The sequence below is a fragment of the Acidovorax sp. 94 genome (assembly GCF_003634645.1).
Classification (GTDB): Bacteria; Pseudomonadota; Gammaproteobacteria; order Burkholderiales; family Burkholderiaceae_C; genus Acidovorax; species Acidovorax facilis.
In genome coordinates, this window is the sequence record NZ_RBJA01000001.1 from 4,188,676 (window position 1) to 4,210,543 (window position 21,868).

Sequence of the window (21,868 nt, forward strand, 5' to 3'; positions counted from 1 at the left end):
AACCCTGCTGTCCCTCAGATCAGATCGGCCTGCATGCCCGCCGTGCGCAACTGCGCCAGCACCTCATCCACATGGGTCTTGCCGCGGGTTTGCAGCACCAATTCGATCTCCACGTTCTGCGCGGCCAGCATGGTGAAGGCGCGCTGGTGGTGCACCTCCTCGATGTTGGCACCCGCGTCGGCCACGGTGGCGGTGATACGCGCCAGCACGCCGGGCACATCGCGTGCGCTGACCTTGATGCGCGCCAGGCGCCCCGAGCGCACCATGCCTCGCTCGATGATCGCCGCCAGCAGCAGCGGGTCGATGTTGCCACCGCACAGCACCAGGCCTACGCGCTTGCCCTTGAAGCGTTCGGGGTAGCGCACCAGCGCAGCCAGACCTGCGGCGCCTGCGCCCTCGACCAGGGTCTTTTCGATTTCCAGCAGCATCAGCACGGCCTGCTCGATGTCCCCCTCATCCACCAGCACCAGATCGTCCACCAGGCGCTTCACGATCTCCTGCGTGATCTTGCCCGGCGTGCCCACGGCAATGCCTTCGGCGATGGTGGATGTGCCCTGCGGGTGGCTTGTGCCCTTGACCGCGTTGACCATCGCAGGGAAACGGGTGGTTTGTACGCCAATGATCTCGATCCCGGGCTTGATCGCCTTGGCCGCCGTGGCCACGCCCGAGATCAGCCCGCCGCCGCCCACGGCGATCACCAGCGTGTCCAGGTCGGGCACGGCCTGCAGCATCTCCAGGCCCAGCGTGCCCTGGCCGGCGGCCACGCCTTCATCGTCATACGGATGCACAAAGGTCAAGCCCTGCGCATCGGCCAGCGCGTAGGCGTGGGCGCGTGCCTCTTCCAGGGTGTCGCCATGCAGCACCACCTCGGCGCCAAAACCGCGCGTGCGCTCCACTTTCACGCCGGGGGTAAAACGCGGCATCACGATCACGGCGCGCAGGCCCAGTCGCTGCGCGTGGTAGGCCACGCCCTGCGCATGGTTGCCCGCGCTCATGGCCACCACGCCGCGTGCGCGCTCAGCGTCGGTCAGCAGCGTGAGCCGGTTGCAGGCGCCGCGTTCCTTGAACGAGGCGGTGAATTGCAGGTTCTCGAACTTGAGAAACACCTGCGCGCCCACGATTTGCGAAAGCGTTTTGGATTCAACGCATGGAGTGTCCAGCACGTGGCCTTGTAGGCGGGTGGCGGCATCACGGATGTCTTGAAGGGTCAGCATGGGCCGATTGTGGCGCAGCGGCGTTCGCAGGGGCCCGATGATGTGTGATTTGGCATCAAATAGGCCGCTAGCGCTTATCTGTAAAGCGCTAGCAGCTATTGTTTTTGAAACTGCTTACTTGATCCCCAGCCTGCGCGCCAGCTTGTGCAGGTTGCTCGCATCCACCTCCAGCGCACGCGCGGCCTGAGCCCAGTTGCCCTGGTGACGTGCCAGGGCCTGCGTGATGGCGAGCCGCTGGCAGGCATCCACGGCATCGCGCAGCGGGCCTTCGGCGGTGGTGGGGGTGGGCGGCGTGGTGGCCACAGCGGGGGCACCGGCATCCAGGGGGGCGTGGGCCACGCTGGCGGCGTCGGCGTCCAGGTCGAGCAGCGCGGGCTCCAGCGTCACGATGTCGGCGCGGTTCACGCCCCGGCTCAGGGCCTTGAGGGCGGCGCGGCTGACCACATGCTCCAGCTCGCGGATGTTGCCCGGCCAGGGGTAGCGGCGCAGTGCATCCTGCGCGCTGGCCGACAGCCGCAGGCTGCGCAGGCCCAGGCGGGCACGGTTCAGTTCCAGAAAGCGGCCTGCCAGCAGCAGCACATCGTTGCCCCGTTCGCGCAGCGGCGGGATGGGCACGGGGTACACCGACAGCCGGTGGTACAGGTCGGCGCGGAACGCGCCGTCGCGCACCTGCTCGCGCAGGTTGCGGTTGGTGGCGGCGATCACGCGCACGTCCACGCGGCGCGGTCGGTCGGCGCCCAGGCGCTGGATCTCGCCGTTCTGCAGCGTGCGCAGCAGCTTGGCCTGCACGGCCAGCGGCAACTCGCCCACCTCATCAAGGAACAGCGTGCCGCCCTCGGCCGCTTCAAAGCGCCCCGGCCGGTCGGCCACTGCGCCGGAGAACGCACCGCGCACGTGGCCGAAGAGCTCGCTCTCGGCCAGCGACTCAGGCAGCGCCGCGCAGTTCACGTGCACCAGCGGGCGGGCAGCGCGCGTGGACTGGCGGTGCAGCAGGCGTGCAAACAGCTCCTTGCCCACACCGGTTTCGCCCAGCAACAACACGGGCAGGTCCGAGCCCGCCACCACCGTGAGCTCGTGCAGCAGCCGCAGCAGGGGCTCGCTCTGGCCGACGATCTCCATGTCGCCATCGCCCGCGCGGGTGGTGCGCTCGTCGTCGGCGCTGCGGGTGTGGGGGGCGCTGCGCAGCGCCTGCACCTCGCGCTCCAGCCGCGAGATGCGCACGGCCGCCTCCACCAGCACCTTGCAGTCGGCCAGGGCGGCGCGTGCGGCATCGCCGAAGGTGCCGGTCTGCAGCGCGTCCAGCGTCAGCACGCCCCAGGCCTTGCCGTCCACCCACAGGCTCACGCCCATGCAGTCGTGCACGGGCAGGGGCTCGCCCACCAGGGTGTCGAGCAGGCCGTCGTAGGGGTCGGGCAGGGTGCTGTCGTGGTCGAAGCAGGTCACCTCGCGCCGCGCCAGGATGGCCGCGAGCCGGGGGTGCTGGCTGACCACAAAGCGCCGGCCCAGCGACTCGCGCACCAGACCCTCCACGGCCACGGGGCGCAGGTGGTCTTCTTCCAGCTGCAGCAGGGCCACGGCGCCGCAGTGAAAGCGGGTGCGCAGGTGGTCGGCCAGCCGCTGCAGGCGCACGGCCTGGGGCAGGTCGGTGGCCAAGTCGGCCAGCAGGAGGCTATGGTCCATGGTGATATTTACCTTCAGTGGGTGAATTAAACCCCATTTGGGAAGGGTCACAAAAACCATGGCCGGTGTAAGTGGTTGATTTGACAGGCCTGCAGCCCTGGCCCGGCGCTTGCGATGTGGGCAGGGACATCGATTCACTCGTTCAGAAAAGCCATGACCACAAGACCCCGACCCCACGCCGCCAGCGCACGCTGGCGCAGCCCCTTCGTTGTTGTTCTGTTGAAGCAGGAGGCCCGCCATGGGTAACTACCGCAAGCTCTGGTTCACGCTGATTGGCGTGCTCATCGTCACCTTCAGCCTGCTGGGCTACTACGGCGCCGAGGTCTACCGCACCGCGCCGCCCATCCCCGCGAAGATCGCCACGGCAGGGGGTGAAGTGCTTTTCACCCATGACAGCATCCTCGACGGACAGACCGCCTGGCAGTCGGTGGGCGGCATGCAGCTGGGTTCCATCTGGGGCCACGGCGCCTACCAGGCGCCCGACTGGACAGCCGACTGGCTGCACCGCGAGCTGCTCAACTGGCTTGACGTGGCCGCTGAGCGTGCGCACGGCAAGCCCTTTGCCGAGCTCGACGCCGCCGCCCAGGCTGTGCTGCGCGACCGCATGAAGACCGAGTACCGCACCAACACCTACAGCCCCGAGACGGGCGTGGCCACGGTGTCCTCGGTGCGGGCCGACGCGATCGCGATGACCGCGCTGTACTACGACCAGCTCTTCAGCGACGTGCCCGCGCTGCACAAGACCCGCGAGCACTTCGCCATGAAGGAGAACACCCTGCCCAGCCCCGAGCGGCGCGCGCAGATGACGGGTTTCTTCTTCTGGACGGCCTGGGCCGCCGCCACCGAGCGCCCTGGAACCACGGCAACGTACACCAACAACTGGCCCCACGAGCCGCTGGTCGGCAACAAGCCCACGGCCGAGAACATGGTCTGGTCGGTGATGAGCGTGGTCGTGATGATGGCGGGCGTGGGCTTCCTCGTGTGGGGCTGGGCCTTCCTGCGCAAACACGAAGAGGTAGAGCCGACACCACCCCAGCACGACCCGCTCTCGCGCGTGCCGCTCACGCCCTCGCAGCGCGGGCTGGGCAAATACCTGTTCCTCATCGTTGCGCTGTTCAGCTTCCAGGTGCTGCTGGGCGGCTTCACCGCGCATTACACGGTGGAAGGCCAGCAGTTCTACGGCATCAACGTGTCGCAGTGGTTCCCGTATTCGCTGGTGCGCACCTGGCACATCCAGAGCGCGCTGTTCTGGATCGCCACGGGCTTCCTGGCTGCCGGCCTGTTCCTCGCGCCGCTCATCAATGGGGGCAAGGACCCGGCCTACCAGAAGCTCGGTGTGGACATCCTGTTCTGGGCGCTGGTCGTGGTGGTAGTGGGCTCGTTCGTCGGCAACTACCTGGCCATCGCGCAGATCATGCCGCCCGAGTGGAACTTCTGGCTGGGCCACCAGGGCTATGAATACGTGGACCTGGGCCGCCTGTGGCAGATCGGCAAGTTCACCGGCATCGCCTTCTGGCTGGTGCTCATGCTGCGCGGCATCGTTCCGGCGCTGCGCACCCCCGGCGGCGACAAGAACCTGCTGGCGCTGCTGACGGCGTCGGTGGTGGCCATCGGCCTGTTCTACGGCGCGGGCTTCTTCTACGGCGAGCGTACCCACCTGTCGGTGATGGAGTACTGGCGCTGGTGGGTGGTGCACCTGTGGGTCGAGGGCTTCTTTGAAGTGTTCGCCACCACGGCGCTGGCCTTCATCTTCTCGACGCTCGGCCTCGTGTCGCCACGCATGGCCACGGCCGCCAGCCTGGCCTCGGCCTCGCTGTTCATGCTGGGCGGCGTGCCCGGCACTTTCCACCACCTGTACTTCAGCGGCACCACCACGCCGGTGATGGCCGTGGGCGCATCGTTCAGCGCGCTGGAAGTGGTGCCCCTGGTGGTGCTGGGTCATGAGGCCTGGGAACACTGGCGCCTGCAGCACCGCGCGAAGTGGATGGCCAACCTCAAGTGGCCCCTCATGTGCTTCGTGGCCGTGGCCTTCTGGAACATGCTGGGCGCGGGCGTCTTCGGCTTCATGATCAACCCGCCAATTGCGCTGTATTACCTGCAGGGCCTCAACACCACGCCGGTGCATGCCCACGCTGCGCTGTTCGGTGTGTATGGCTTCCTGGCGCTGGGCTTCACGCTGCTGGTGCTGCGCTACATCCGCCCGCAATTGGTGTTCAGCGAATGGCTCATGAAGACGGGCTTCTGGTGGCTCAATGCGGGCCTGGTGCTGATGATTGCCACCAGCCTGCTGCCCATCGGACTGTTCCAGTTCCACGCCAGCGTGAGCGAAGGCCTGTGGTACGCCCGGGGCGAAGCCTTCATGCAGCAGCCCTTCATGCAGACCCTGCGCTGGGTGCGCACCTTTGGCGACGTGGTCTTCATCGTCGGCGCACTGGCCATGGCCTGGCAGGTGGTGAGCGGGCTGTTCGGCTCGCGCGCCCCGGCGCAAGCGGGCCCCTACCTGGCACAGGCCCGTCGCTGAAATGCACTGTGTGCGGCGGCTGCCACAAGCGGCCACCGCGCTCACACACCGTTTGCCCACAAGGACTGACCATGAACCTCGACAAATTCAAACACCAGCACACCGACATCCTGCGCAGCATCGCCACCTTGCGCGCCCTGGCCCAGGCGGGCGTGGAGGCCAATGCCAGCGCCATCGCGCACGGCATCGTGGCGATGAGCGGCACCATCAAGCTGCACCTGGCCGTGGAAGACCAGGTGCTGTACCCCGCACTGCAGCGCGGCGGCAACGCCGAACTGGCGCGCCTGGGCCGCCAGTACCAAAGCGAGATGGCATCGATCGCCAGCGCCTACGACGCGTTTGCGCGCCGCTGGAACACCGCCGAGGGCGTGCGCCGCGATGCCCAGGGCTTTCGCAACGAGGCCAACGTGGTGCTGCGCCGTGTGTTCGAGCGCATGCAGCGCGAAGACCATGACTTCTATCCGCGCATCGAGGAGGAAGAAGCCACCGCCTGCCATTGAGCAGCACCCTCCTGCACCCCACTGCATGCCTGCGCATGCACCTCTGATCCATCGGTAGGGCCTGACGGCACCTTCCTTTCTGCCGGCCCCTGTGCCGGCATTTTTTTACCCCTGCTTACCGCCTCGATTGTGTTGAATCAAACTACCTATGGTGTTTGGTGGGTATCGTGGACACCATAGGTAGTGTTTTTAACCCGTTCCACAGATTGGTCGAACCCATGGCGTCCACCCTTGCCACCTTGCCCCGCGAAGTCGTTTTGCGCAGTGGCCAGCGCGTTCCTTTTGATGCCGAACGCATCCGCGCTGCGCTGGCCAGCGCGGGCCAGGCTTCGGGTGAATATGGCGCCGAAGAAGCGGCGCTGCTCACCGCGCAGGTCACCAAGGTGCTGATCCACCGCTTCCAGGGCGAGGCCCCCACCATCGAGCAGATCCAGGACGTGGCCGAGCAGACGCTGATCGCCGCCAACCACCTGGCCACGGCGCGTGCCTACATCGTCTACCGTGAGCAGCACGCCACGCTGCGCGCCGACCGGCAGACGCTGGTGGATGTGGAAAGCTCCATCAACGAATACCTCACGCGCGCCGACTGGCGGGTGAACGCCAACGCCAACCAGGGCTACTCGCTGGGCGGGCTGATCCTGAACGTGGCGGGCAAGGTTACGGCCAACTACTGGCTGTCGCACGTCTACACGCCGGAGATCGGCGAGGCGCACCGCAATGGCGATATCCACATCCACGATCTCGACATGCTCAGCGGCTACTGCGCGGGCTGGTCGCTGCGCACGCTGCTGCACGAGGGGCTCAACGGCGTGCCGGGCAAGGTGGAGGCGGGGCCGCCCAAGCACATGAGTTCCGCCGTGGGGCAGATCGTGAACTTCCTGGGCACGCTGCAGAACGAGTGGGCGGGCGCGCAGGCGTTCTCGTCGTTCGACACCTACATGGCACCCTTCGTGCGCAAGGACGGCATGGACTACGCGCAGGTGCGCCAATGCATCCAGGAGCTGGTCTACAACCTCAACGTGCCCTCGCGCTGGGGCACGCAAACGCCGTTCACCAACCTCACCTTCGACTGGACCTGCCCCGAAGACCTGCGCGAGCAGGTGCCCGTGATCGCGGGCCAGGAGATGCCCTTCGCCTACGGCGACCTGCAGGCCGAGATGGACCTCATCAACCGCGCCTACATCGATGTGATGACCACCGGCGATGCCAAGGGCCGGGTGTTCACCTTCCCCATCCCCACCTACAACATCACCAAAGATTTTCCGTGGGAGAGCGAGAACGCGCAGCTGCTGTTTGACATGACAGCCAAGTACGGTCTGCCGTACTTCCAGAACTTCATCAACTCCGAACTGGAGCCGAACATGGTGCGCTCCATGTGCTGCCGCCTGCAGCTGGATTTGCGCGAGCTGCTCAAGCGCGGCAACGGCCTGTTCGGCAGCGCCGAGCAGACGGGCAGCCTGGGCGTGGTGACGATCAACTGCGCACGCCTCGGGTATTTGCATGCGGGCGATGAAGCCGGTCTTTTTGCCGCGCTGGACCGCCTCATGGAGCTGGGCAAGCAGAGCCTGGAGACCAAACGCAAGCTCATCCAGCGCCTCATGGACCAGGGCCTGTTCCCCTACACCAAGCGCTACCTGGGCACCTTGCGCAACCACTTCAGCACGCTGGGTGTGAACGGCATCAACGAGATGGTGCGCAACTTCACGGCAGACCAGCACGACATCACCAGCGAATGGGGCCATGCGTTTGCCGTGCGCCTGCTCGACCACGTGCGCGAGCGCATGACCGCCTTCCAGGAAGAAACCGGCCACCTCTACAACCTGGAGGCCACGCCCGCCGAAGGCACTACCTACCGCTTCGCCAAGGAAGACAAGAAGCGCTGGCCCGCCATCCTGCAGGCGGGCACGGCCGAGCAGCCGTACTACACCAACTCCTCGCAGCTGCCCGTGGGCTTCACCGACGACCCGTTCGAGGCGCTGATGCGGCAGGAGGCACTGCAGGGCAAATACACCGGCGGCACCGTGCTGCACCTGTACATGGGCGAGCGCGTTTCCAGCGGCGTGGCCTGCCGCGAGCTGGTGCGGCGCGCGCTGACGAACTTCCGCCTGCCCTACATCACCGTCACGCCCACGTTCTCCATCTGCCCCACGCACGGCTACCTGGCGGGCGAGCACCCGTTCTGCCCGCGCTGCGACGAAGAGCGGCTGGATGCCAAGCGGCGGCGCCTGGCCGCCTGACGCCGAATATCAAGCTTGATTGGCATCAATCGCATGTCCATCAAGCGCATGAAGCTATTAAAAAGATAGCAAATTTCTCAACCCTGAAGGAGTTTTCGTGAGCCATTTTTCTACCCCCGAACAGGCCGCTCTGGCCGCCGTGCAACTCACCGACGACGAGCGCCAGCCCTGCGAGGTCTGGACCCGCGTGATGGGCTATCACCGCCCTGTAGCCAGCTTCAATACCGGCAAGCAGGGCGAACATGCCGAGCGCCGCTTCTTCGCCGAGCAGGGCCGTGGCTGCAGCAGCAACGCCTGCTGAGGCACGGGCACCCGCGTCCGCGCTGCGGCTGGGCGGCATGACACCGCTCACCACCATCGACTTCCCCGGCCGCCTCGCGGCCGTTTTGTATTGCCAGGGTTGCCCCTGGCGTTGCGGCTATTGCCACAACCCCGAACTGCTGGACGCCACTGCTGCGGGGGCGCTGCCCTGGGCGCAGGCGCTGGCCTTTTTGGAAAGCCGACGTGGCCTGCTGGACGGCGTGGTTTTCTCGGGCGGCGAGCCCACGCTGCAGGCGGGCCTGGGCGTGGCGCTGAACGCAGTGCGCAGCCTGGGCCTGCAGACCGCCCTGCACACCGGCGGCATGTACCCCGAGCGGCTGGCGGCCGTGCTGCCGCAACTGGACTGGGTGGGTCTGGACATCAAGGCCCTGCCGCAGCGCTACAACGCCATCACCGCCACGCCCGGCAGCGGTGCGCGCGCCTGGGCCGGGCTGGAGGTGCTTCTGGCCTATGGCACCGACCACGAATGCCGCACCACCTGGCACGCGGGCCTGTTTGGTGTGGATGAGTTGCTGGACCTGGCCCAGGCCCTGGCCGCGCGCGGCGTGCGCCGCTGGGCGCTGCAGGAATGCCGCGCACCTGGCGCACCGGCCTGGGCGCTGACCACGGCGCACCAGCAGCAACTGGCCGCGTGGTTCCCCTCCTTCACGCTGCGCCGGGCCTGAGCGGGCGGGGCTCCGGGTTTGGTCGGTGCTTCGCGCAGATTTGTTGCGCTTCTAGGTCGAAAACAGAACGAATCTGCGAACTCGCGCTAGGAGTCGCTGGGTTTGATGCGCATCAGAGCCGCCTTGGTCACGCCGCGTGGATCATCCGCCACCGCCGCACAACGGCATCACCCGCAAGGAACACGTCCATGACCCCCCTCGGCCTCCAGCTGCTGCACGCGCTCAAAACCCATGGCGCGCGCGAAATCTTCGGCATCCCCGGCGACTTCATCCTCCCCCTGTTCAAGCAGATCGAGGAGAGCGGCATCCTGCCCCTGGTCACGCTCAGCCACGAGCCCTCGCTGGGCTTTGCCGCCGATGCCGCCGCGCGCATGCACTGCGGCCTGGGCGTGGTGGCCGTCACCTACGGCGCGGGCGCGCTCAACGTGGTCAACGCCGTGGCGGGGGCCTATGCCGAGCGCTCGCCGCTGGTGGTGCTGGCCGGCTGCCCCGGCGAGGTCGAGGCGCACTCGGGCCTGGTGCTGCACCACCAGGTGCGCCATGTCGATTCGCAATGGCGGATCTTCCGCGAGATCACCTGCGACCAGGTGCGCCTGTCCGACCCTGCCACCGCGCCCGCCGAGCTGGCCCGCGTGCTGCGCAGCTGCCGCGAATACTCGCAGCCCGTGCTCATCGAGGTGCCGCGCGACATGACGCTGCACCCCATGGCCGAGGTGCCCCTGCTGCCGCCCAGCACCTTCAATGAAGCCGCCGTGGCCGAGTGCGCCGACGAATGGATGGCCCGCATCCAGGCAGCCCAGCGCCCCGTGCTGGTGGTGGACGTGGAGGTGCGCCGCTTTGGCCTGGAGGCCCGCGTGGCCGAGCTGGCGCGGCGCCTGCAGCTGCCGGTGCTCACCACCTTCATGGGCCGGGGGCTGCTGGCGGAGGAGGGCGTGCACTCCGGCGTACAGCTGCACGGCACCTACCTGGGCGTGGCGGGCGCGCCCGAGACCAGTGCGCTGCTCGACGACTCCGACCTGCCCGTGATGCTGGGCGCCATCCTGTCGGACAGCAATTTCGGCGTGAGCGCCCAGCGCATGGACTTTCGCCGCGCGCTCATCGCCGCGCACCGCGAGGTGCGCGTGGGCCACCACCTGTACCCGAACATCCCGCTGGCCGCGCTGGTGGAAGCGCTGCTGGCTCGCGCCCCGGCCGCAGGCGCCAAGCCGTCGCGCGCCCTGCCGCCCCCGCCCACTTGCCCCGAAGGCCTGGTGGCCGACGATGCGCCCGTGTGTGCGGCCGACCTCTCCCGCGCGCTCAACGACCGCATCCGCGCGCACGGCCCCATGAACATCGTCGCGGACATTGGCGACTGCCTGTTTGCTGCGATGGAGCTGCTGCCCACCCCGCTGGTGGCGCCGGGCTACTACGCCTCCATGGGCTTCGGCGTGCCGGCCGGCATCGGTGCGCAGGTGGCCACGGGCCAGCGCAGCCTGATCCTGGTGGGCGACGGCGCCTTTCAAATGACGGGCTGGGAGCTGGGCAACTGCCCGCGCCTGGGGCTGGACCCCATCGCCATCGTGCTCAACAACCAGACCTGGGAAATGATCCGCGCCTTCCAGACCGAATCGCGCTGCGCCGCCCTGGGCGACTGGCACCTGGCCCAGGCCGCCGATGCGCTGGGCGGGCGCGGCCACCGGGTGCACACGCGGGCGCAGTTCAAGGCGGCACTCGATGCCGCGTTTGCCGAGCGCGGTCGCTTTCAGCTCATCGAGCTGATGGTGCCACCGGGCGACAGCACGCCCACACTGCGGCGGTTTTCGGAAGGCATCCGGGCGCTGCGGGCGCGGGCAGCGTCGGCCGCCTGAGCGCGAAGGATCTGTTCACGTAGGCCCGCACGCATCGCATCGCGGGGCAGCAAAGCGCGGCAGCGGGGCTACCCCGCGCGCACCACGCGCAGCACGTCTGCCCCGTACGCCTCCAGCTTTTTCGCCCCCATCCCGCTGATGCCCTGCAGGTCGTCGAGCGTGCCGGGGTTGCGCTCGGCAATCGCGGCCAAAGTGGCATCGTGAAAGATCACATACGCAGGCAGGTTGTGCTCGCGTGCCACCTCGGCGCGCCAGGCCTTGAGGTTGATGAAACGCACCTGCGCATCGGGGCCAAGATTGGCGGCCGCGGCGGGCGGCGCGCTGCCCGTGCGGGTGCGCGTGCGTTTGGCCGGTGCGGACGACACCGACTCGCGCAACTGCACCGGCACCTCGCCCTTGAGCACCGCGCGCGAACCCTCGGTGAGGCACAGCGTGTCAAAGCTGTGGCCGCTGTCCAGCATCACCTTCTGCAGGCCTAACGCGCCGGTGGCGATCAGCTGGCGCAGCACGCCGCGCAGCTGGGGCTCGGTCAGGTCTGCACCAATGCCGAAGGTGGAGATTTTTTCGTGCCCGAACTGCGCGACCTTCTCGGTCTTCTTGCCGCGCAGGATGTCCATGATGTGTCCCGTGCCAAAGTTGATGCCGCTGGCCTGGTTCACGCGGTAGATGGTGGAGAGCAGCTTGCGTGCCGCATCCGTGGCGTCCCACACCGCCGGTGGGTTCAGGCAGTTGTCGCAGTTGCCGCAGGGCGTGGACTGCTCCCCAAAGTACGCCAGCAGCCGCACGCGGCGGCAGTCGGTGGCCTCGGCCAGCGCCAGCAGCGCGTCGAGCTTGCCGCGCAGCGCCTGCTTGAACTCCTCGCCCGCCGGGCTTTCGTCGATCATGCGGCGCTGGTTGACCACGTCGTTCAGGCCATACGCCATCCAGGCATCGGCGTTCAGCCCGTCGCGGCCCGCGCGGCCCGTTTCCTGGTAGTAGCCCTCGATGTTCTTGGGCATGTCCACATGGGCCACAAAACGCACATCCGGCTTGTCGATGCCCATGCCGAACGCGATGGTGGCCACCATCACGATGCCTTCCTCGCGCAGGAAGCGATCCTGGTTCTTCTGACGCACTTTCGTGTCCAGACCCGCGTGGTAGGGCAGGGCGGTGATGCCCGCGTCGCTCAGCGTGGTGGCCAGCTCTTCCACGCGCTTGCGCGACTGGCAATACACCACGCCCGCCTCGCCCGCATGCTCGCGCTCGATGAAGCGCAGCAGCTGCGTGGTGGCGTCCTTCTTTTCCTCGATGCGGTAGCGGATGTTGGGCCGGTCAAAGCTGCTGATGAACAGCCGTGCATCCTGCAGCTGCAGCCGCTCGACGATGTCCTCGCGCGTGAGCGCATCGGCCGTGGCGGTGAGCGCAATGCGCGGTGCTTGCGGGTAACGCTCGTGCAGCAGCGTGAGCGCGCGGTATTCGGGGCGGAAATCGTGGCCCCACTGGCTGACGCAGTGTGCTTCGTCGATGGCGAACAGGCTCAGGTGGCCGCCGCTGTACAGGCTGTCGAGCAGGCCCAGGAAACGGGGCGTGTTCAGCCGCTCGGGCGCGGCATACAGCAGCGTGAGGTCGCCTGTCTGCAGGCGCAGCTCCACGTCCTGGGTCTCGTCGTAGCTCAGCGTCGAGTTCAGGAACGCGGCGTCCACCCCCGCCTCGTGCAGCGCGCCCACCTGGTCGTGCATCAGCGCGATCAGCGGCGAAATCACGATGGTCACCCCGCGCCCCTGCTGCTGGCGCACGATGGCCGGCACCTGGTAGCACAGCGACTTGCCTCCGCCCGTGGGCATCAGCACCAGCGCGTCGCCGCCGCCAATCACATGCTCGACGATCGCTTGCTGCGGGCCGCGGAACTGTTCGTAGCCGAAGACATCCTGCAAGACAGACTGGGCAGGGGACAACACGGAAGACGGGCGAGACACCAAGCGAATACTCTTAAAATGAGAGCGCCCCACGCTGAACCCACCTGCGCTGGACGCCAATAAAGCCAAAAATTTGTGTGCGGGCCCGTGCTACGAACCGTGCGATGCAAGGCCCGTATTGTGCGCTGCGGGCCTGCGCCGACGGTTGCGGGTCAGCGCAGCGCGCGGACAGCGCTTTCGATCACCTCAGGCGGGATGGCGGCAAAGCCCAGCCGCCATCCCGCGATGGGAGGCGCTGCATGGTAGAGCTCGCTGAGGCTGGGGGTTGCAATGCCGCGCGCCAGCGCGCGGCGCGTTTGCTGCCGCTCGCTGCCCTCGGTCAGCCACACGGCCATCTGCAGCCCGCCCCGGCTGTCCAGGGGCTCGGCCCAGGGCAGGTGGGTGTGCAGCGCCTGCAGCAAGGCGTCGCGTCGGCTGCGGTACAGCTGGCGCATCAGCCGCAGGTGGGCGGCAAAGTGGCCCTGGTCCATGAAGTCGGCCGCCACCGCCTGCATGGGCTGCGAAGGGTGGCCGTCGTAGATGGTGCGGGCGGTCACCAGGGGCTTTACCAGCGGTTCGGGCAGCACCATGTAGGCCAGCCGCACCGAAGGAAACAAGGACTTCGAGAACGTGCCGATGTAGAGCACGCGGCCGTGCGCGTCGAGGCCCTGCAAGGCGGGCGTGGGCTGGTGGTCGTAGAGGAATTCGCTGTCGTAGTCGTCCTCGATCAGCCAGGCCCCCGTGGCCTGTGCGTGGTCGATGAAGGCCAGGCGGCGCTGCAGGGACATGGCGCGCCCGGTGGGGAACTGGTGCGATGGCGTGAGGTAGATCAGGCGTGGCGGCGTCTGGGCGGGCACCAGCTGGGCGCCTTCGCCGTCCAGCGGCATGTCCACCACCTGGGCCCCGCTGGCGTGGAACGCGGTGCGCGCGCCTGCGTAGCCCGGGTCCTCCATCCAGACGGTATCGCCTTCGTCCAGCAGCGTCGCGGCCAGCAGCTGCAGGGCCTGTTGCGAGCTGGTCAGCACCAGCACCTGGCCCGCATGGCAACGCACGCCGCGCGACTGCGCGAGGTAGCGCGCGATGGCCTCGCGCAGTGCGGGCAGGCCTTGGGGGTCACCGTAGAACAGCAGGGGCCCGGCGTCCTGGCGCAGGCGGCGCTGCATCAGCTGGCGCCACAGATCGACCGGGAAGGCCCCCAGGTCCGGGCTGCCCGCCACGAACGCGCGGGCGCGGTCGGGCTCGGCGCAACCGCCGGTATCGACCATGCGCTGCCCGCGCCGAGACAGCGCGGGCAGTGCCGCCGCCGGGGCCATATGGCCCGCCCGGGACCGCGCCGCCCCGGCACGCTGCATGTCGATGGCCACGAAGCTGCCCTGGCCGACATGCCGGTGCAGGTAGCCCTCGGTTTCCAGCTGGGCGTAGGCCGCCTCCACCGTGACCCGTGAAAGACCCAGGTCGCGCGCCAGATCGCGGGTGGAGGGCAGGCGTTCGCCCAATACGGCCTGGCCGGTGCGCACGGCCTCGCGCAGCGCCGCGCACAGGCGCTCGCGGCGGCTGCCTCCGTGGGCGTCCTCCAGCAGCGTGAGCAACAGCCGTGGTTTCATCGGTAATTGGTCTTATCTGTGATGGAGGATTGGCATTATCAATCAGGCCAAATCGTCGGAAACTTCCTCCCATCGCAACACCACACAGCCACACGAGAGGACTTTTCCATGACCCACGCAGCCCCCGCCTCCGCCCCCGCCTCCGCCGTCCTGGCGTTCCCCGCGCCCAGCCCCGAGCAGTCGCGGGACTTCATGGCCGCCAAGCTCAGCTACCACGCCGATGCCTGGGACGTGGCCGAAGACCTGCGCAACGGCATCGACGCCATCGTGGTGGTCGACACCCGCTCCACGGCGCATTACGAACAGGGCCATGTGCCGGGCGCCATCAGCTTTCCCCACCGCACCATGGACGAGCAAAGCACGGCGCACCTCGACCGCAGCAAGGTCTATGTCACGTACTGCGACGGCATCGGCTGCAATGGCTCGACCCGGGGCGCGTACAAGCTGGCGCGGCTGGGCTTCACGGTCAAGGAGATGCTGGGCGGGCTGGACTTCTGGATCCGCGACGGCCAGCCTGTAGCCACCGGCCCGGAGCGCGGCGCCATGCCGTCGGCCCGCCCCGCCATCGAGTGCGCATGCTGAGCCATCCGCCGCATCGCACCGGCTGGACCCTGCGCGCCGCAGGCGCCGCTGACGCGCCCGCGCTGGCCGACCTGTGCGCCGCCCACGCGGCGTACGAGCGCATCCCGTACAGCGCCGACGGCCACGCCCACCGGCTGGCCCAGGGGCTGGAGGCGGGGCGGTTGTTCGCCTGGCTGGGCTATTGGGGTGAGCAGGCAGTGGGATATGCCAGCGCCACGCTGGACTATTCGACTCTCGCCGCGCGCTCTTACCTGCATCTGGACTGCCTGTACCTGGAGCCTGAAGCGCGTGACTGCGGCCGGGGCGCCGAGATGATGGCCGCTGTGCAGCACCGCGCCCAAATGCTGGGCTGCGAGGCGATGCAGTGGCAGACGCCCTTGTGGAACGAGGGCGCCATCCGCTTCTATGACCGCCTGGGCGCAACGCGGCTGGCCAAGCAACGCTACACGCTCGTGTGTTGAGCCAGGCGCGATGGGTCCGTGGTGAACTCCGCTCCAGGTCATCCGGCGGTGGCGCTATCTTGCCCCACCATCCAGCCGTATCGCCTTCAGCCGCCGATACAGCGACCGCTCGCTGATCCCCAGTTTGGCAGCCAGCTCCGGCTTGGTTCCTCGGTGTTGTGACACGGTCGCCAAAAAGGCCGCGTTGTCCGATTCCCTCAGTGTTGGGTTGCGCAGAAGTGCTCGAGCTGCGGGTGGTGCAACGACCGCATCGCGCCCCTGCAAGACCAGCGAGGCCCCCAGCGCCATGTCTACGTGGGCCGCCGTGGCCACGTCGCCCTCGCACAGCAGGGTCAGCCGCTCCAGCACGTTGCGCAGTTCGCGGATGTTGCCCGAGAAGGGGTAGCGCATCAGCTGGGCCATTCCCTCTTCGGAAATGCTGAATGCACGGTCGGGCGCCACGCGGCTGAGCAGGGATTGCACCAGCAGGGGCAGGTCTTCCATGCGCTCGCGCAGCGGCGGCAGCCGGATGGGGAACACACCCAGCCGGTGCAGCAGATCCTCCCGGAAGAGGCCCGAGGCCACGCGGGTGGCCAGATCACGGTGGGTGGCGGACACGATGCGGATGTCGGCCTGGCGCAGGGCGGTGCTGCCCACCCGGCGGTAGGTGCCGGTTTCCAGCAGGCGCAGCAGCTTGACCTGCATCGACAGCGGGATGTCCCCCACCTCGTCCAGAAACAGGGTGCCCCCGCTGGCGGACTCCACCAGCCCGGCCTTGCTGGCAGTGGCACCCGTGAAGGCGCCCCGTTCGTGCCCGAAGAGTTCGCTCTCGAACAGGGTTTCGGTCAGGGAGGAGCATTCCACCACCACCAGCGGGCTGCGCGCCCTGGGGCTCGCCTCATGGATGGCGCGCGCGACCAGCTCCTTGCCGGTGCCCGACTCGCCCACCAGCAGCACGGCGGCTTTGGAGGGGCCCACGCGGCTGACCAGCTCCAGCATCTTGCGGAAAGCGGGCGAGCGCCCGACCAGTCCGTGCTGGCTCTGCATGCCTTCGGCCCCATGCAACTCCTCCATCTTCTCCACGAAAAACGCCTGTTCGCCCTGCGCGTTGGCCAGGGGCACGAGCTCGATGTTGACGTAGGCCTCGCCATGGGCGGTGTGGTGCAGGTGCAGCACCCGTTCGCGCTGCCCGGATTCCCTGGCCATGGCCATGGGGCAGCTTTCGCCCGACTGGTCGCAGGGGCGCTCGAAGTGGTGCGACACCTCATGGCAGGTGCGCCCGATGACGGAAGCGCCTGTCCCGAACTGCCGCCGGTAGGCCGCATTCGCAGCCAGGATGCGGTAGCGCGGGTCGATGAGGATGTGCGGCGTGGGCACGCTTTCGAGATAAGAGACCAGCTCGGGCGGTGGGGTGGACATGCTGCGCTCCTTGGCAGAGATACTGCCAATTTGGCAGTCATTGTCTGCCAAGTTGGCGCAGTCATGGCCTAAAACCAGGCTAAGTCATTGATTCATATCACGGATGGCGCTGGCACGGAACTTGGAACAACCCAGGCGTGAACTTGAACGACCGCCGCCTCCTGCGCTACCTCGTCCACGCCGTGCTGATCAAGCTGGCGGTGTTGACGCTCTTGTGGCTTGCCTTTGTCCGCGACGCCCGCGTGGCGGTGGACGCCGACGCCGCAGCGCGCCAGGTGGGAACAGCGGCGGTTTCTACCGAAGGAGCTTCCAAGTGATTTCCGAACAACTGGTGGATTTGTCGCGCTTGCAGTTCGCGGCCACCGCGATGTACCACTTTCTCTTCGTGCCGCTGACGCTGGGCATGGTGTGGCTGCTGGTCATCATGGAGAGCGTGTACGTGATGACGGGGCAGGCGGTGTGGAAGGACATGACCCGTTTCTGGGGCAAGCTCTTTGGCATCAACTTCGCGCTGGGCGTGACCACCGGCATCACGCTGGAGTTTCAGTTTGGCACCAACTGGGCGTACTACTCGCACTACGTGGGCGACATCTTTGGCGCGCCGCTGGCCATCGAAGGGCTGATGGCTTTCTTTCTGGAGTCCACCTTCATCGGGCTCTTCTTCTTTGGGTGGGACCGCCTGAGCCGCACCCAGCACCTGATGGTGACCCTGCTGATGGCGATTGGCACCAACCTCTCGGCGCTGTGGATCCTGATCGCCAACGGCTGGATGCAGAACCCCGTGGGCGCCGAGTTCAGCTACCACACCATGCGCATGGAGATGGTGGACTTCTGGGCCGTGGTGTTCAACCCCGATGCCCAGGCCAAGTTCGTGCACACCGTGTCGGCCGGGTACGTCACCGGCGCCATGTTTGTGCTCAGCGTGTCGGCCTGGTACCTGCTCAAGGGCCGGGACATCGAATTTGCTAAGCGCAGCTTCCGTGTGGCGTCGGCCTTTGGGCTGGCCTCGGTGCTCAGCGTGATCGTGCTGGGCGATGAATCGGGCTACACGGTGGGCGAGGCGCAGCAGACCAAGATGGCCGCGCTGGAGGCCATGTGGGAGACCGAGCCCGCACCCGCCGGACTGAAGCTGGTGGCAGGCATCAATGAGGCGCAGCAAAAGAACGACTGGGAGATCGAAGTGCCGTACGTGATGGGGTTGATCGGCACGCGGTCCACCGACAAGCAGATCCCCGGCATCCACGAGATCAAGGCCAAGAACCGCGAACGCATCGTGCGCGGTATCGATGCCGTCAAGGCCCTGGAGGCGCTGCGCGCCAACCGCGAGGACGCTGCGGCGCGCGAACGCTTTGATCAGCTGAAGGCAGACCTCGGCTTTGGCCTGCTGCTGCGCAAGTACACCAACGACGTGAGCCAGGCCACGCCCGAGATGATCCAGAAAGCCGTGGACAGCACGGTGCCCCGCGTCACGCCCATGTTCTGGTCGTTCCGCGTGATGGTGGGGCTCGGGTTCCTCATGCTGGCGCTGTTTGCGCTGAGCTTCTGGTCCACGCTGCGCGGCGCCTGCATGCAAAAGCGCTGGCTGCTGCGCTGGGCACTGTTCATGCTGCCTGCGCCGTGGATTGCCTGCGAGCTGGGATGGTTTGTGGCCGAGTACGGCCGCCAGCCGTGGACGATCTACGGTGTGCTGCCCACGCATCTGAGCGTCTCCAGCCTCAGCGTGGAGAGCCTGTACGGGTCGCTGGCGGGCTTTGTGGGCTTCTACACCGTGCTGCTCGTCGTAGAGATGTTCTTGATGGTCAAGTTTGCCCGCATGGGGCCGGGGAGCCTGGGCACGGGGCGCTACCTGAACGAGCCTGCCCACGCGGCTGCCCACTGAATCTTGCACAGGAGTCAACAAAATGCTGGACTACCCCACACTCAAACTGATCTGGTGGCTGCTGGTGGGCGTGCTGCTCGTCGGGTTTGCCATCATGGACGGGCACGACATGGGCGTTGGCACCCTGCTGCCCTTCGTGGGCCGCAGCGACGTGGAACGCCGCGTGGTCATCAATACCGTCGGCCCCCACTGGGACGGCAACCAGGTCTGGTTCATCACCGGCGGCGGCGCCATCTTTGCCGCCTGGCCCCTGGTGTATGCCACGGCCTTCAGCGGCTTTTACTGGGCCATGCTCGCCGTGTTGTGGGCGCTGTTCTTTCGGCCCGTGGGCTTTGACTACCGCAGCAAGATCCACCACCCGCTGTGGCGCTCCACCTGGGACTGGGGCCTGTTCATTGGCGGCGCCGTGCCCCCCGTCATCTTTGGCGTGGCGTTTGGCAACCTGCTGCAGGGCGTGCCTTTCCGGTTTGATGACTACCTCATGCCCACCTACAGCGGATCGTTCTGGGCCCTGCTCAATCCGTTTGCGCTGCTGGCAGGCGTGGTGAGCAGCGCCATGATCACGCTGCAAGGCGCCACCTACCTGGCCCACCGCACCGAGGCACAGATCCAGCGCCGCGCCGTGGCAGCGGGCATCGGTGCTGCATTGGTGCTGGTGGTGGGCTTTGTGGGGGCTGGCATCTGGCTGCAGGGCATTGACGGCTACCGCATCAGCTCGGCCGTGCAGGCCGCCGCGCTGCCTGACCCGCTGAGCAAAACCGTGGTGCGCGAGGTGGGCGCCTGGATAGCCAACTACACCACCGCACCGCTGCTGTGGCTGCTGCCTGGGCTGGGCGTTGCCGGTGCCCTTGGCGCAGCAGCGTTGCTGGCGGCCCGCCGCACGCTCAGCGCGTTCGTTGCCTCTTCACTGGCGGTGGTGGGCGTGATTGGCACGGCCGGGGCCAGCATGTTCCCGTTTGTCATGCCCTCCAGCACCCACCTGGCCTCCAGCCTCACGGTGTGGGACAGCGTCTCCAGCCACCTCACGCTGGGCATCATGTTCTGGGCCACGCTGATCTTTATGCCCCTTATCGTGGTCTACACCAGCTGGGCCTACCGCGTGATGCGCGGCAAGGTGACCGAGGCGTACATCCGCGAGAACGACCACGCGGCCTATTGAACGCCTCTCAGCGCCCCTGAACGCCTTCTGAGCAATTTTTCAAGGAGTACATCGATGTGGTATTTCGCATGGATTCTGGGTGTGGGGTTTGCCGTCCTGCTGGCCATCCTCAACGCCATGTGGGGCGAGACGGAAGCCACGCGCCACCAATCGCACCGCGCCCGCGACGAGGCTTGAGATGCAAAAGCCCATCCCAACGCCTGCCGAAAGCGCTGACGCCAACACCTGCGCCACCACCGGCTCCATGCCGGGGGCGTCCACCCATTGGCCGAGCCTGACGGCCGCAGTGATGATCATGGTCATCGCCACCCTGGACCCGCGCCTGCTGGCCCATCCCAGCGGCGCGGCCGACCACCTGCTGGCCAGTTTCCTGTTTCTGGCCATGTCCGCCGGGTTTGTGCGGGGCGTGGGGTTCATTCCCCGCTGGTGGTTGTGGCGCGTGCTTTTTTCGGGCTGGACCTGCGCCCTGGGCCTGGCGCTGGCGGCTGCCGCCAAGTGGGTGCACTGACGGGGCCCGCGCCATGTATTTCCGCATGCTCCATGACGATGGCAGCGGCCTCATCACCTACCTGCTGGCGGACCTGGATGCGCGCGAGGCGGTCCTCATCGACCCCCGGCTCGCAGACGCGGCGGTGATCCACGCCATGCTGTCCGAGCACCACCTCCAGCCCGTGGCGGTGGTCCATACGGACGACCACGCTGCCGACCACATTGCTGATGGGCCGCACGCACCCGCGCTGCCTTCTGCTCTTGCCCCCACCCCCTGGCCCGCGCCAGCGCGGATGAACGATGGCGACCTGCTCACCTTCGGCGCGCAGCACCTGCGCTGCCTGGACACCCCCGGCCACACCCGGCAAGGGCGCAGCTACCTCTGGCGCGACCGCCTTTTTTGCGGCGGCGTGCTCAGCCCCTGGCTGTGCCCCGAGGCGGCGGGGGTGGACAACCCAGCGCAGCTGTGGGAGAGCATCATGGCCCGTGTGTTCCGCCAGCCTGCCGAAACGCTGCTGTTCCCCGGGCACTCCTGCGCGGGCTGGACGGTGAGCAACGTGTTCACCCAGCGCAAACACCACCCCTGGCTCAGCAGCAAAAGCCGGGACGAAGCCCTTCAAGCCATCGCACAAGGCCCATTGCATGACAACCTCCACCCACCCTCTGCACCCCCTGATAGCGAATGAACTGGACGTATTGGCCGCACTCTGGCCGGCGCCCATCGGCCGCGTGATCGAACTGGGCTGCGGCGCGGCGCGCATGGCGCGCGCCATGGTCGAACGCTGGCCCGCACTGAACTACCTGGGGCTGGAAGTGGACACCCGCCAGCATGCGGCCAACCTGGCCGAGCCGCACCCCCGCATGGAATTTCGCCTCGAAAGTGCCGAGAAGATCCATGCGCCAGACCACCGCTTTGGTCTTGCCCTCATGCTCAAGTCCCTGCACCATGTGCCGGTGGAGCGCATGGACGCGGCGCTGCGCGAGGTGGCCCGTGTGCTGCGCCCGGGGGGATTTTTGTATGTGTCCGAGCCCGTGTTTGACGGCAGCCTGAACGAGATCGTCCGCCTCTTCAATGACGAGCAGGCCGTGCGCCGGGCCGCGCAGCAGGCGGTGGACCGGGCCACGACCGGCCCGGACGCGCCCTTTGAGCAGATCGAAGAGCGGCGCTTTGACATGCCCGCGCATTTCCAGAACTTTGACGAGTTTGAACGCCGCATGATGCGACCGACCTTTGCGGACCACGCGCTGGACGCCGCCAAGATCGCCCGCGTGGCCCAGGCATTTGCACCCCACCTGGGCGCGGGCGGGGCGCACTTCACCCGCCCCATGCACGTGCGCTGGCTGCGCCTGCGTGCGTGAGCCGCAGAGAAACCCATC

20 protein-coding genes are annotated in these 21,868 nt (G+C 67.4%); 15 read left to right on the plus strand and 5 right to left on the minus strand.

From position 1 onward, the window contains the following. Positions 1 to 14: 14 nt before the first annotated feature. Positions 15 to 1,214 (minus strand): threonine ammonia-lyase, encoded by a 1,200-nt coding sequence (locus tag C8C94_RS19285; protein WP_121421852.1) that lies wholly within the window; start codon positions 1,212 to 1,214, stop codon positions 15 to 17. Positions 1,215 to 1,328: 114 nt separating this feature from the next. Then, positions 1,329 to 2,894, minus strand: coding sequence for a nitric oxide reductase transcriptional regulator NorR (gene norR, locus C8C94_RS19290; RefSeq protein ID WP_121421853.1), 1,566 nt, complete (start codon positions 2,892 to 2,894; stop codon positions 1,329 to 1,331). Positions 2,895 to 3,132: 238 nt separating this feature from the next. Here norR and C8C94_RS19295 point away from each other — a divergent pair, with 238 nt between their 5' ends. The 6 genes from C8C94_RS19295 to ipdC all read left to right on the plus strand — a co-directional run bounded on the left by C8C94_RS19295 (position 3,133) and on the right by ipdC (position 10,985). Beyond that, a complete protein-coding gene (locus C8C94_RS19295; protein ID WP_121421854.1) occupies positions 3,133 to 5,415 on the plus strand; it encodes a nitric-oxide reductase large subunit in 2,283 nt (760 codons plus the stop codon). Between the two features lie 71 nt (positions 5,416 to 5,486). Beyond that, positions 5,487 to 5,915, plus strand: a complete 429-nt coding sequence (locus tag C8C94_RS19300; protein WP_121421855.1) for a hemerythrin domain-containing protein — start codon at positions 5,487 to 5,489, stop codon at positions 5,913 to 5,915. Positions 5,916 to 6,133: 218 nt separating this feature from the next. After that, positions 6,134 to 8,152, plus strand: a complete 2,019-nt coding sequence (locus tag C8C94_RS19305; protein ID WP_121421856.1) for a ribonucleoside triphosphate reductase — start codon at positions 6,134 to 6,136, stop codon at positions 8,150 to 8,152. Between the two features lie 97 nt (positions 8,153 to 8,249). Then, a complete protein-coding gene (gene nrdD / locus C8C94_RS19310) occupies positions 8,250 to 8,453 on the plus strand; it encodes an anaerobic ribonucleoside-triphosphate reductase (protein WP_055402467.1) in 204 nt (67 codons plus the stop codon). A 37-nt stretch (positions 8,454 to 8,490) separates the two neighbouring features. Then, positions 8,491 to 9,138 carry an anaerobic ribonucleoside-triphosphate reductase activating protein gene (locus C8C94_RS19315; protein WP_199731456.1) on the plus strand — a complete coding sequence of 216 codons (648 nt, stop codon included), beginning with the start codon at positions 8,491 to 8,493 and terminating at the stop codon, positions 9,136 to 9,138. A 188-nt stretch (positions 9,139 to 9,326) separates the two neighbouring features. Then, positions 9,327 to 10,985, plus strand: coding sequence for an indolepyruvate/phenylpyruvate decarboxylase (gene ipdC, locus C8C94_RS19320; RefSeq protein WP_121421858.1), 1,659 nt, complete (start codon positions 9,327 to 9,329; stop codon positions 10,983 to 10,985). Positions 10,986 to 11,053: 68 nt separating this feature from the next. Here ipdC and recQ read toward each other — a convergent pair whose 3' ends face one another. Both recQ and C8C94_RS19330 read right to left on the minus strand, forming a co-directional pair. Further along, entirely contained in the window at positions 11,054 to 12,919 is a 1,866-nt protein-coding gene (recQ, locus tag C8C94_RS19325; protein WP_121422983.1) for a DNA helicase RecQ, read from the minus strand. Positions 12,920 to 13,092: 173 nt separating this feature from the next. Next, complete coding sequence (locus C8C94_RS19330) at positions 13,093 to 14,523, minus strand: PLP-dependent aminotransferase family protein (protein ID WP_121421859.1); 1,431 nt, start codon at positions 14,521 to 14,523, stop codon at positions 13,093 to 13,095. A 108-nt stretch (positions 14,524 to 14,631) separates the two neighbouring features. Between C8C94_RS19330 and C8C94_RS19335 the strand changes: the two genes are divergently transcribed. Continuing rightward, entirely contained in the window at positions 14,632 to 15,105 is a 474-nt protein-coding gene (locus C8C94_RS19335) for a rhodanese-like domain-containing protein (protein WP_121421860.1), read from the plus strand. Further along, positions 15,099 to 15,566 (plus strand): GNAT family N-acetyltransferase, encoded by a 468-nt coding sequence (locus C8C94_RS19340; RefSeq protein ID WP_121421861.1) that lies wholly within the window; start codon positions 15,099 to 15,101, stop codon positions 15,564 to 15,566. Before C8C94_RS19335 ends, C8C94_RS19340 begins: the two co-directional genes overlap by 7 nt. A gap of 54 nt (positions 15,567 to 15,620) precedes the next feature. Here the strand turns inward: C8C94_RS19340 and C8C94_RS19345 are convergent, their stop codons facing one another. Next, the gene (locus C8C94_RS19345) at positions 15,621 to 16,964 is read right to left on the minus strand and encodes a sigma-54-dependent Fis family transcriptional regulator (protein ID WP_121422984.1); all 1,344 of its coding nucleotides are present in this window, start codon (positions 16,962 to 16,964) and stop codon (positions 15,621 to 15,623) included. A gap of 137 nt (positions 16,965 to 17,101) precedes the next feature. Here C8C94_RS19345 and cydP point away from each other — a divergent pair, with 137 nt between their 5' ends. The 7 genes from cydP to C8C94_RS19380 are packed head-to-tail and all read left to right on the plus strand — an operon-like array spanning position 17,102 to position 21,850. Further along, entirely contained in the window at positions 17,102 to 17,281 is a 180-nt protein-coding gene (gene cydP, locus C8C94_RS19350) for a cytochrome oxidase putative small subunit CydP (protein ID WP_121421862.1), read from the plus strand. Continuing rightward, entirely contained in the window at positions 17,278 to 18,843 is a 1,566-nt protein-coding gene (locus tag C8C94_RS19355; RefSeq protein WP_121421863.1) for a cytochrome ubiquinol oxidase subunit I, read from the plus strand. The genes cydP and C8C94_RS19355 overlap by 4 nt, the downstream gene beginning before the upstream one ends. Before the next feature lie 22 nt (positions 18,844 to 18,865). Beyond that, positions 18,866 to 20,002, plus strand: coding sequence for a cytochrome d ubiquinol oxidase subunit II (gene cydB / locus C8C94_RS19360; protein WP_121421864.1), 1,137 nt, complete (start codon positions 18,866 to 18,868; stop codon positions 20,000 to 20,002). 54 nt (positions 20,003 to 20,056) lie between these two features. Then, positions 20,057 to 20,179, plus strand: a complete 123-nt coding sequence (gene cydX / locus C8C94_RS19365; protein WP_121421865.1) for a cytochrome bd-I oxidase subunit CydX — start codon at positions 20,057 to 20,059, stop codon at positions 20,177 to 20,179. A gap of 1 nt (position 20,180) precedes the next feature. Next, the gene (locus C8C94_RS19370) at positions 20,181 to 20,510 is read left to right on the plus strand and encodes a cyd operon YbgE family protein (protein ID WP_233573521.1); all 330 of its coding nucleotides are present in this window, start codon (positions 20,181 to 20,183) and stop codon (positions 20,508 to 20,510) included. A gap of 13 nt (positions 20,511 to 20,523) precedes the next feature. Continuing rightward, positions 20,524 to 21,177, plus strand: a complete 654-nt coding sequence (locus tag C8C94_RS19375) for a hypothetical protein (RefSeq protein ID WP_147433284.1) — start codon at positions 20,524 to 20,526, stop codon at positions 21,175 to 21,177. Beyond that, positions 21,134 to 21,850, plus strand: a complete 717-nt coding sequence (locus C8C94_RS19380) for a class I SAM-dependent methyltransferase (protein WP_199731300.1) — start codon at positions 21,134 to 21,136, stop codon at positions 21,848 to 21,850. Before C8C94_RS19375 ends, C8C94_RS19380 begins: the two co-directional genes overlap by 44 nt. Positions 21,851 to 21,868: the final 18 nt, after the last annotated feature.

Coding starts and splice junctions, on each gene's coding strand:
- C8C94_RS19285 (WP_121421852.1), bottom strand. CDS start 1,214: ATGCTGACCCTTCAAGACATCCGTGATGCCGCCACCCGCCTACAAGGC.
- norR (WP_121421853.1), bottom strand. CDS start 2,894: ATGGACCATAGCCTCCTGCTGGCCGACTTGGCCACCGACCTGCCCCAG.
- C8C94_RS19295 (WP_121421854.1), top strand. CDS start 3,133: ATGGGTAACTACCGCAAGCTCTGGTTCACGCTGATTGGCGTGCTCATC.
- C8C94_RS19300 (WP_121421855.1), top strand. CDS start 5,487: ATGAACCTCGACAAATTCAAACACCAGCACACCGACATCCTGCGCAGC.
- C8C94_RS19305 (WP_121421856.1), top strand. CDS start 6,134: ATGGCGTCCACCCTTGCCACCTTGCCCCGCGAAGTCGTTTTGCGCAGT.
- C8C94_RS19315 (WP_199731456.1), top strand. CDS start 8,491: ATGACACCGCTCACCACCATCGACTTCCCCGGCCGCCTCGCGGCCGTT.
- ipdC (WP_121421858.1), top strand. CDS start 9,327: ATGACCCCCCTCGGCCTCCAGCTGCTGCACGCGCTCAAAACCCATGGC.
- C8C94_RS19330 (WP_121421859.1), bottom strand. CDS start 14,523: ATGAAACCACGGCTGTTGCTCACGCTGCTGGAGGACGCCCACGGAGGC.
- C8C94_RS19335 (WP_121421860.1), top strand. CDS start 14,632: ATGACCCACGCAGCCCCCGCCTCCGCCCCCGCCTCCGCCGTCCTGGCG.
- C8C94_RS19340 (WP_121421861.1), top strand. CDS start 15,099: ATGCTGAGCCATCCGCCGCATCGCACCGGCTGGACCCTGCGCGCCGCA.
- C8C94_RS19345 (WP_121422984.1), bottom strand. CDS start 16,964: ATGTCCACCCCACCGCCCGAGCTGGTCTCTTATCTCGAAAGCGTGCCC.
- cydB (WP_121421864.1), top strand. CDS start 18,866: ATGCTGGACTACCCCACACTCAAACTGATCTGGTGGCTGCTGGTGGGC.
- cydX (WP_121421865.1), top strand. CDS start 20,057: ATGTGGTATTTCGCATGGATTCTGGGTGTGGGGTTTGCCGTCCTGCTG.
- C8C94_RS19370 (WP_233573521.1), top strand. CDS start 20,181: ATGCAAAAGCCCATCCCAACGCCTGCCGAAAGCGCTGACGCCAACACC.
- C8C94_RS19375 (WP_147433284.1), top strand. CDS start 20,524: ATGTATTTCCGCATGCTCCATGACGATGGCAGCGGCCTCATCACCTAC.
- C8C94_RS19380 (WP_199731300.1), top strand. CDS start 21,134: ATGACAACCTCCACCCACCCTCTGCACCCCCTGATAGCGAATGAACTG.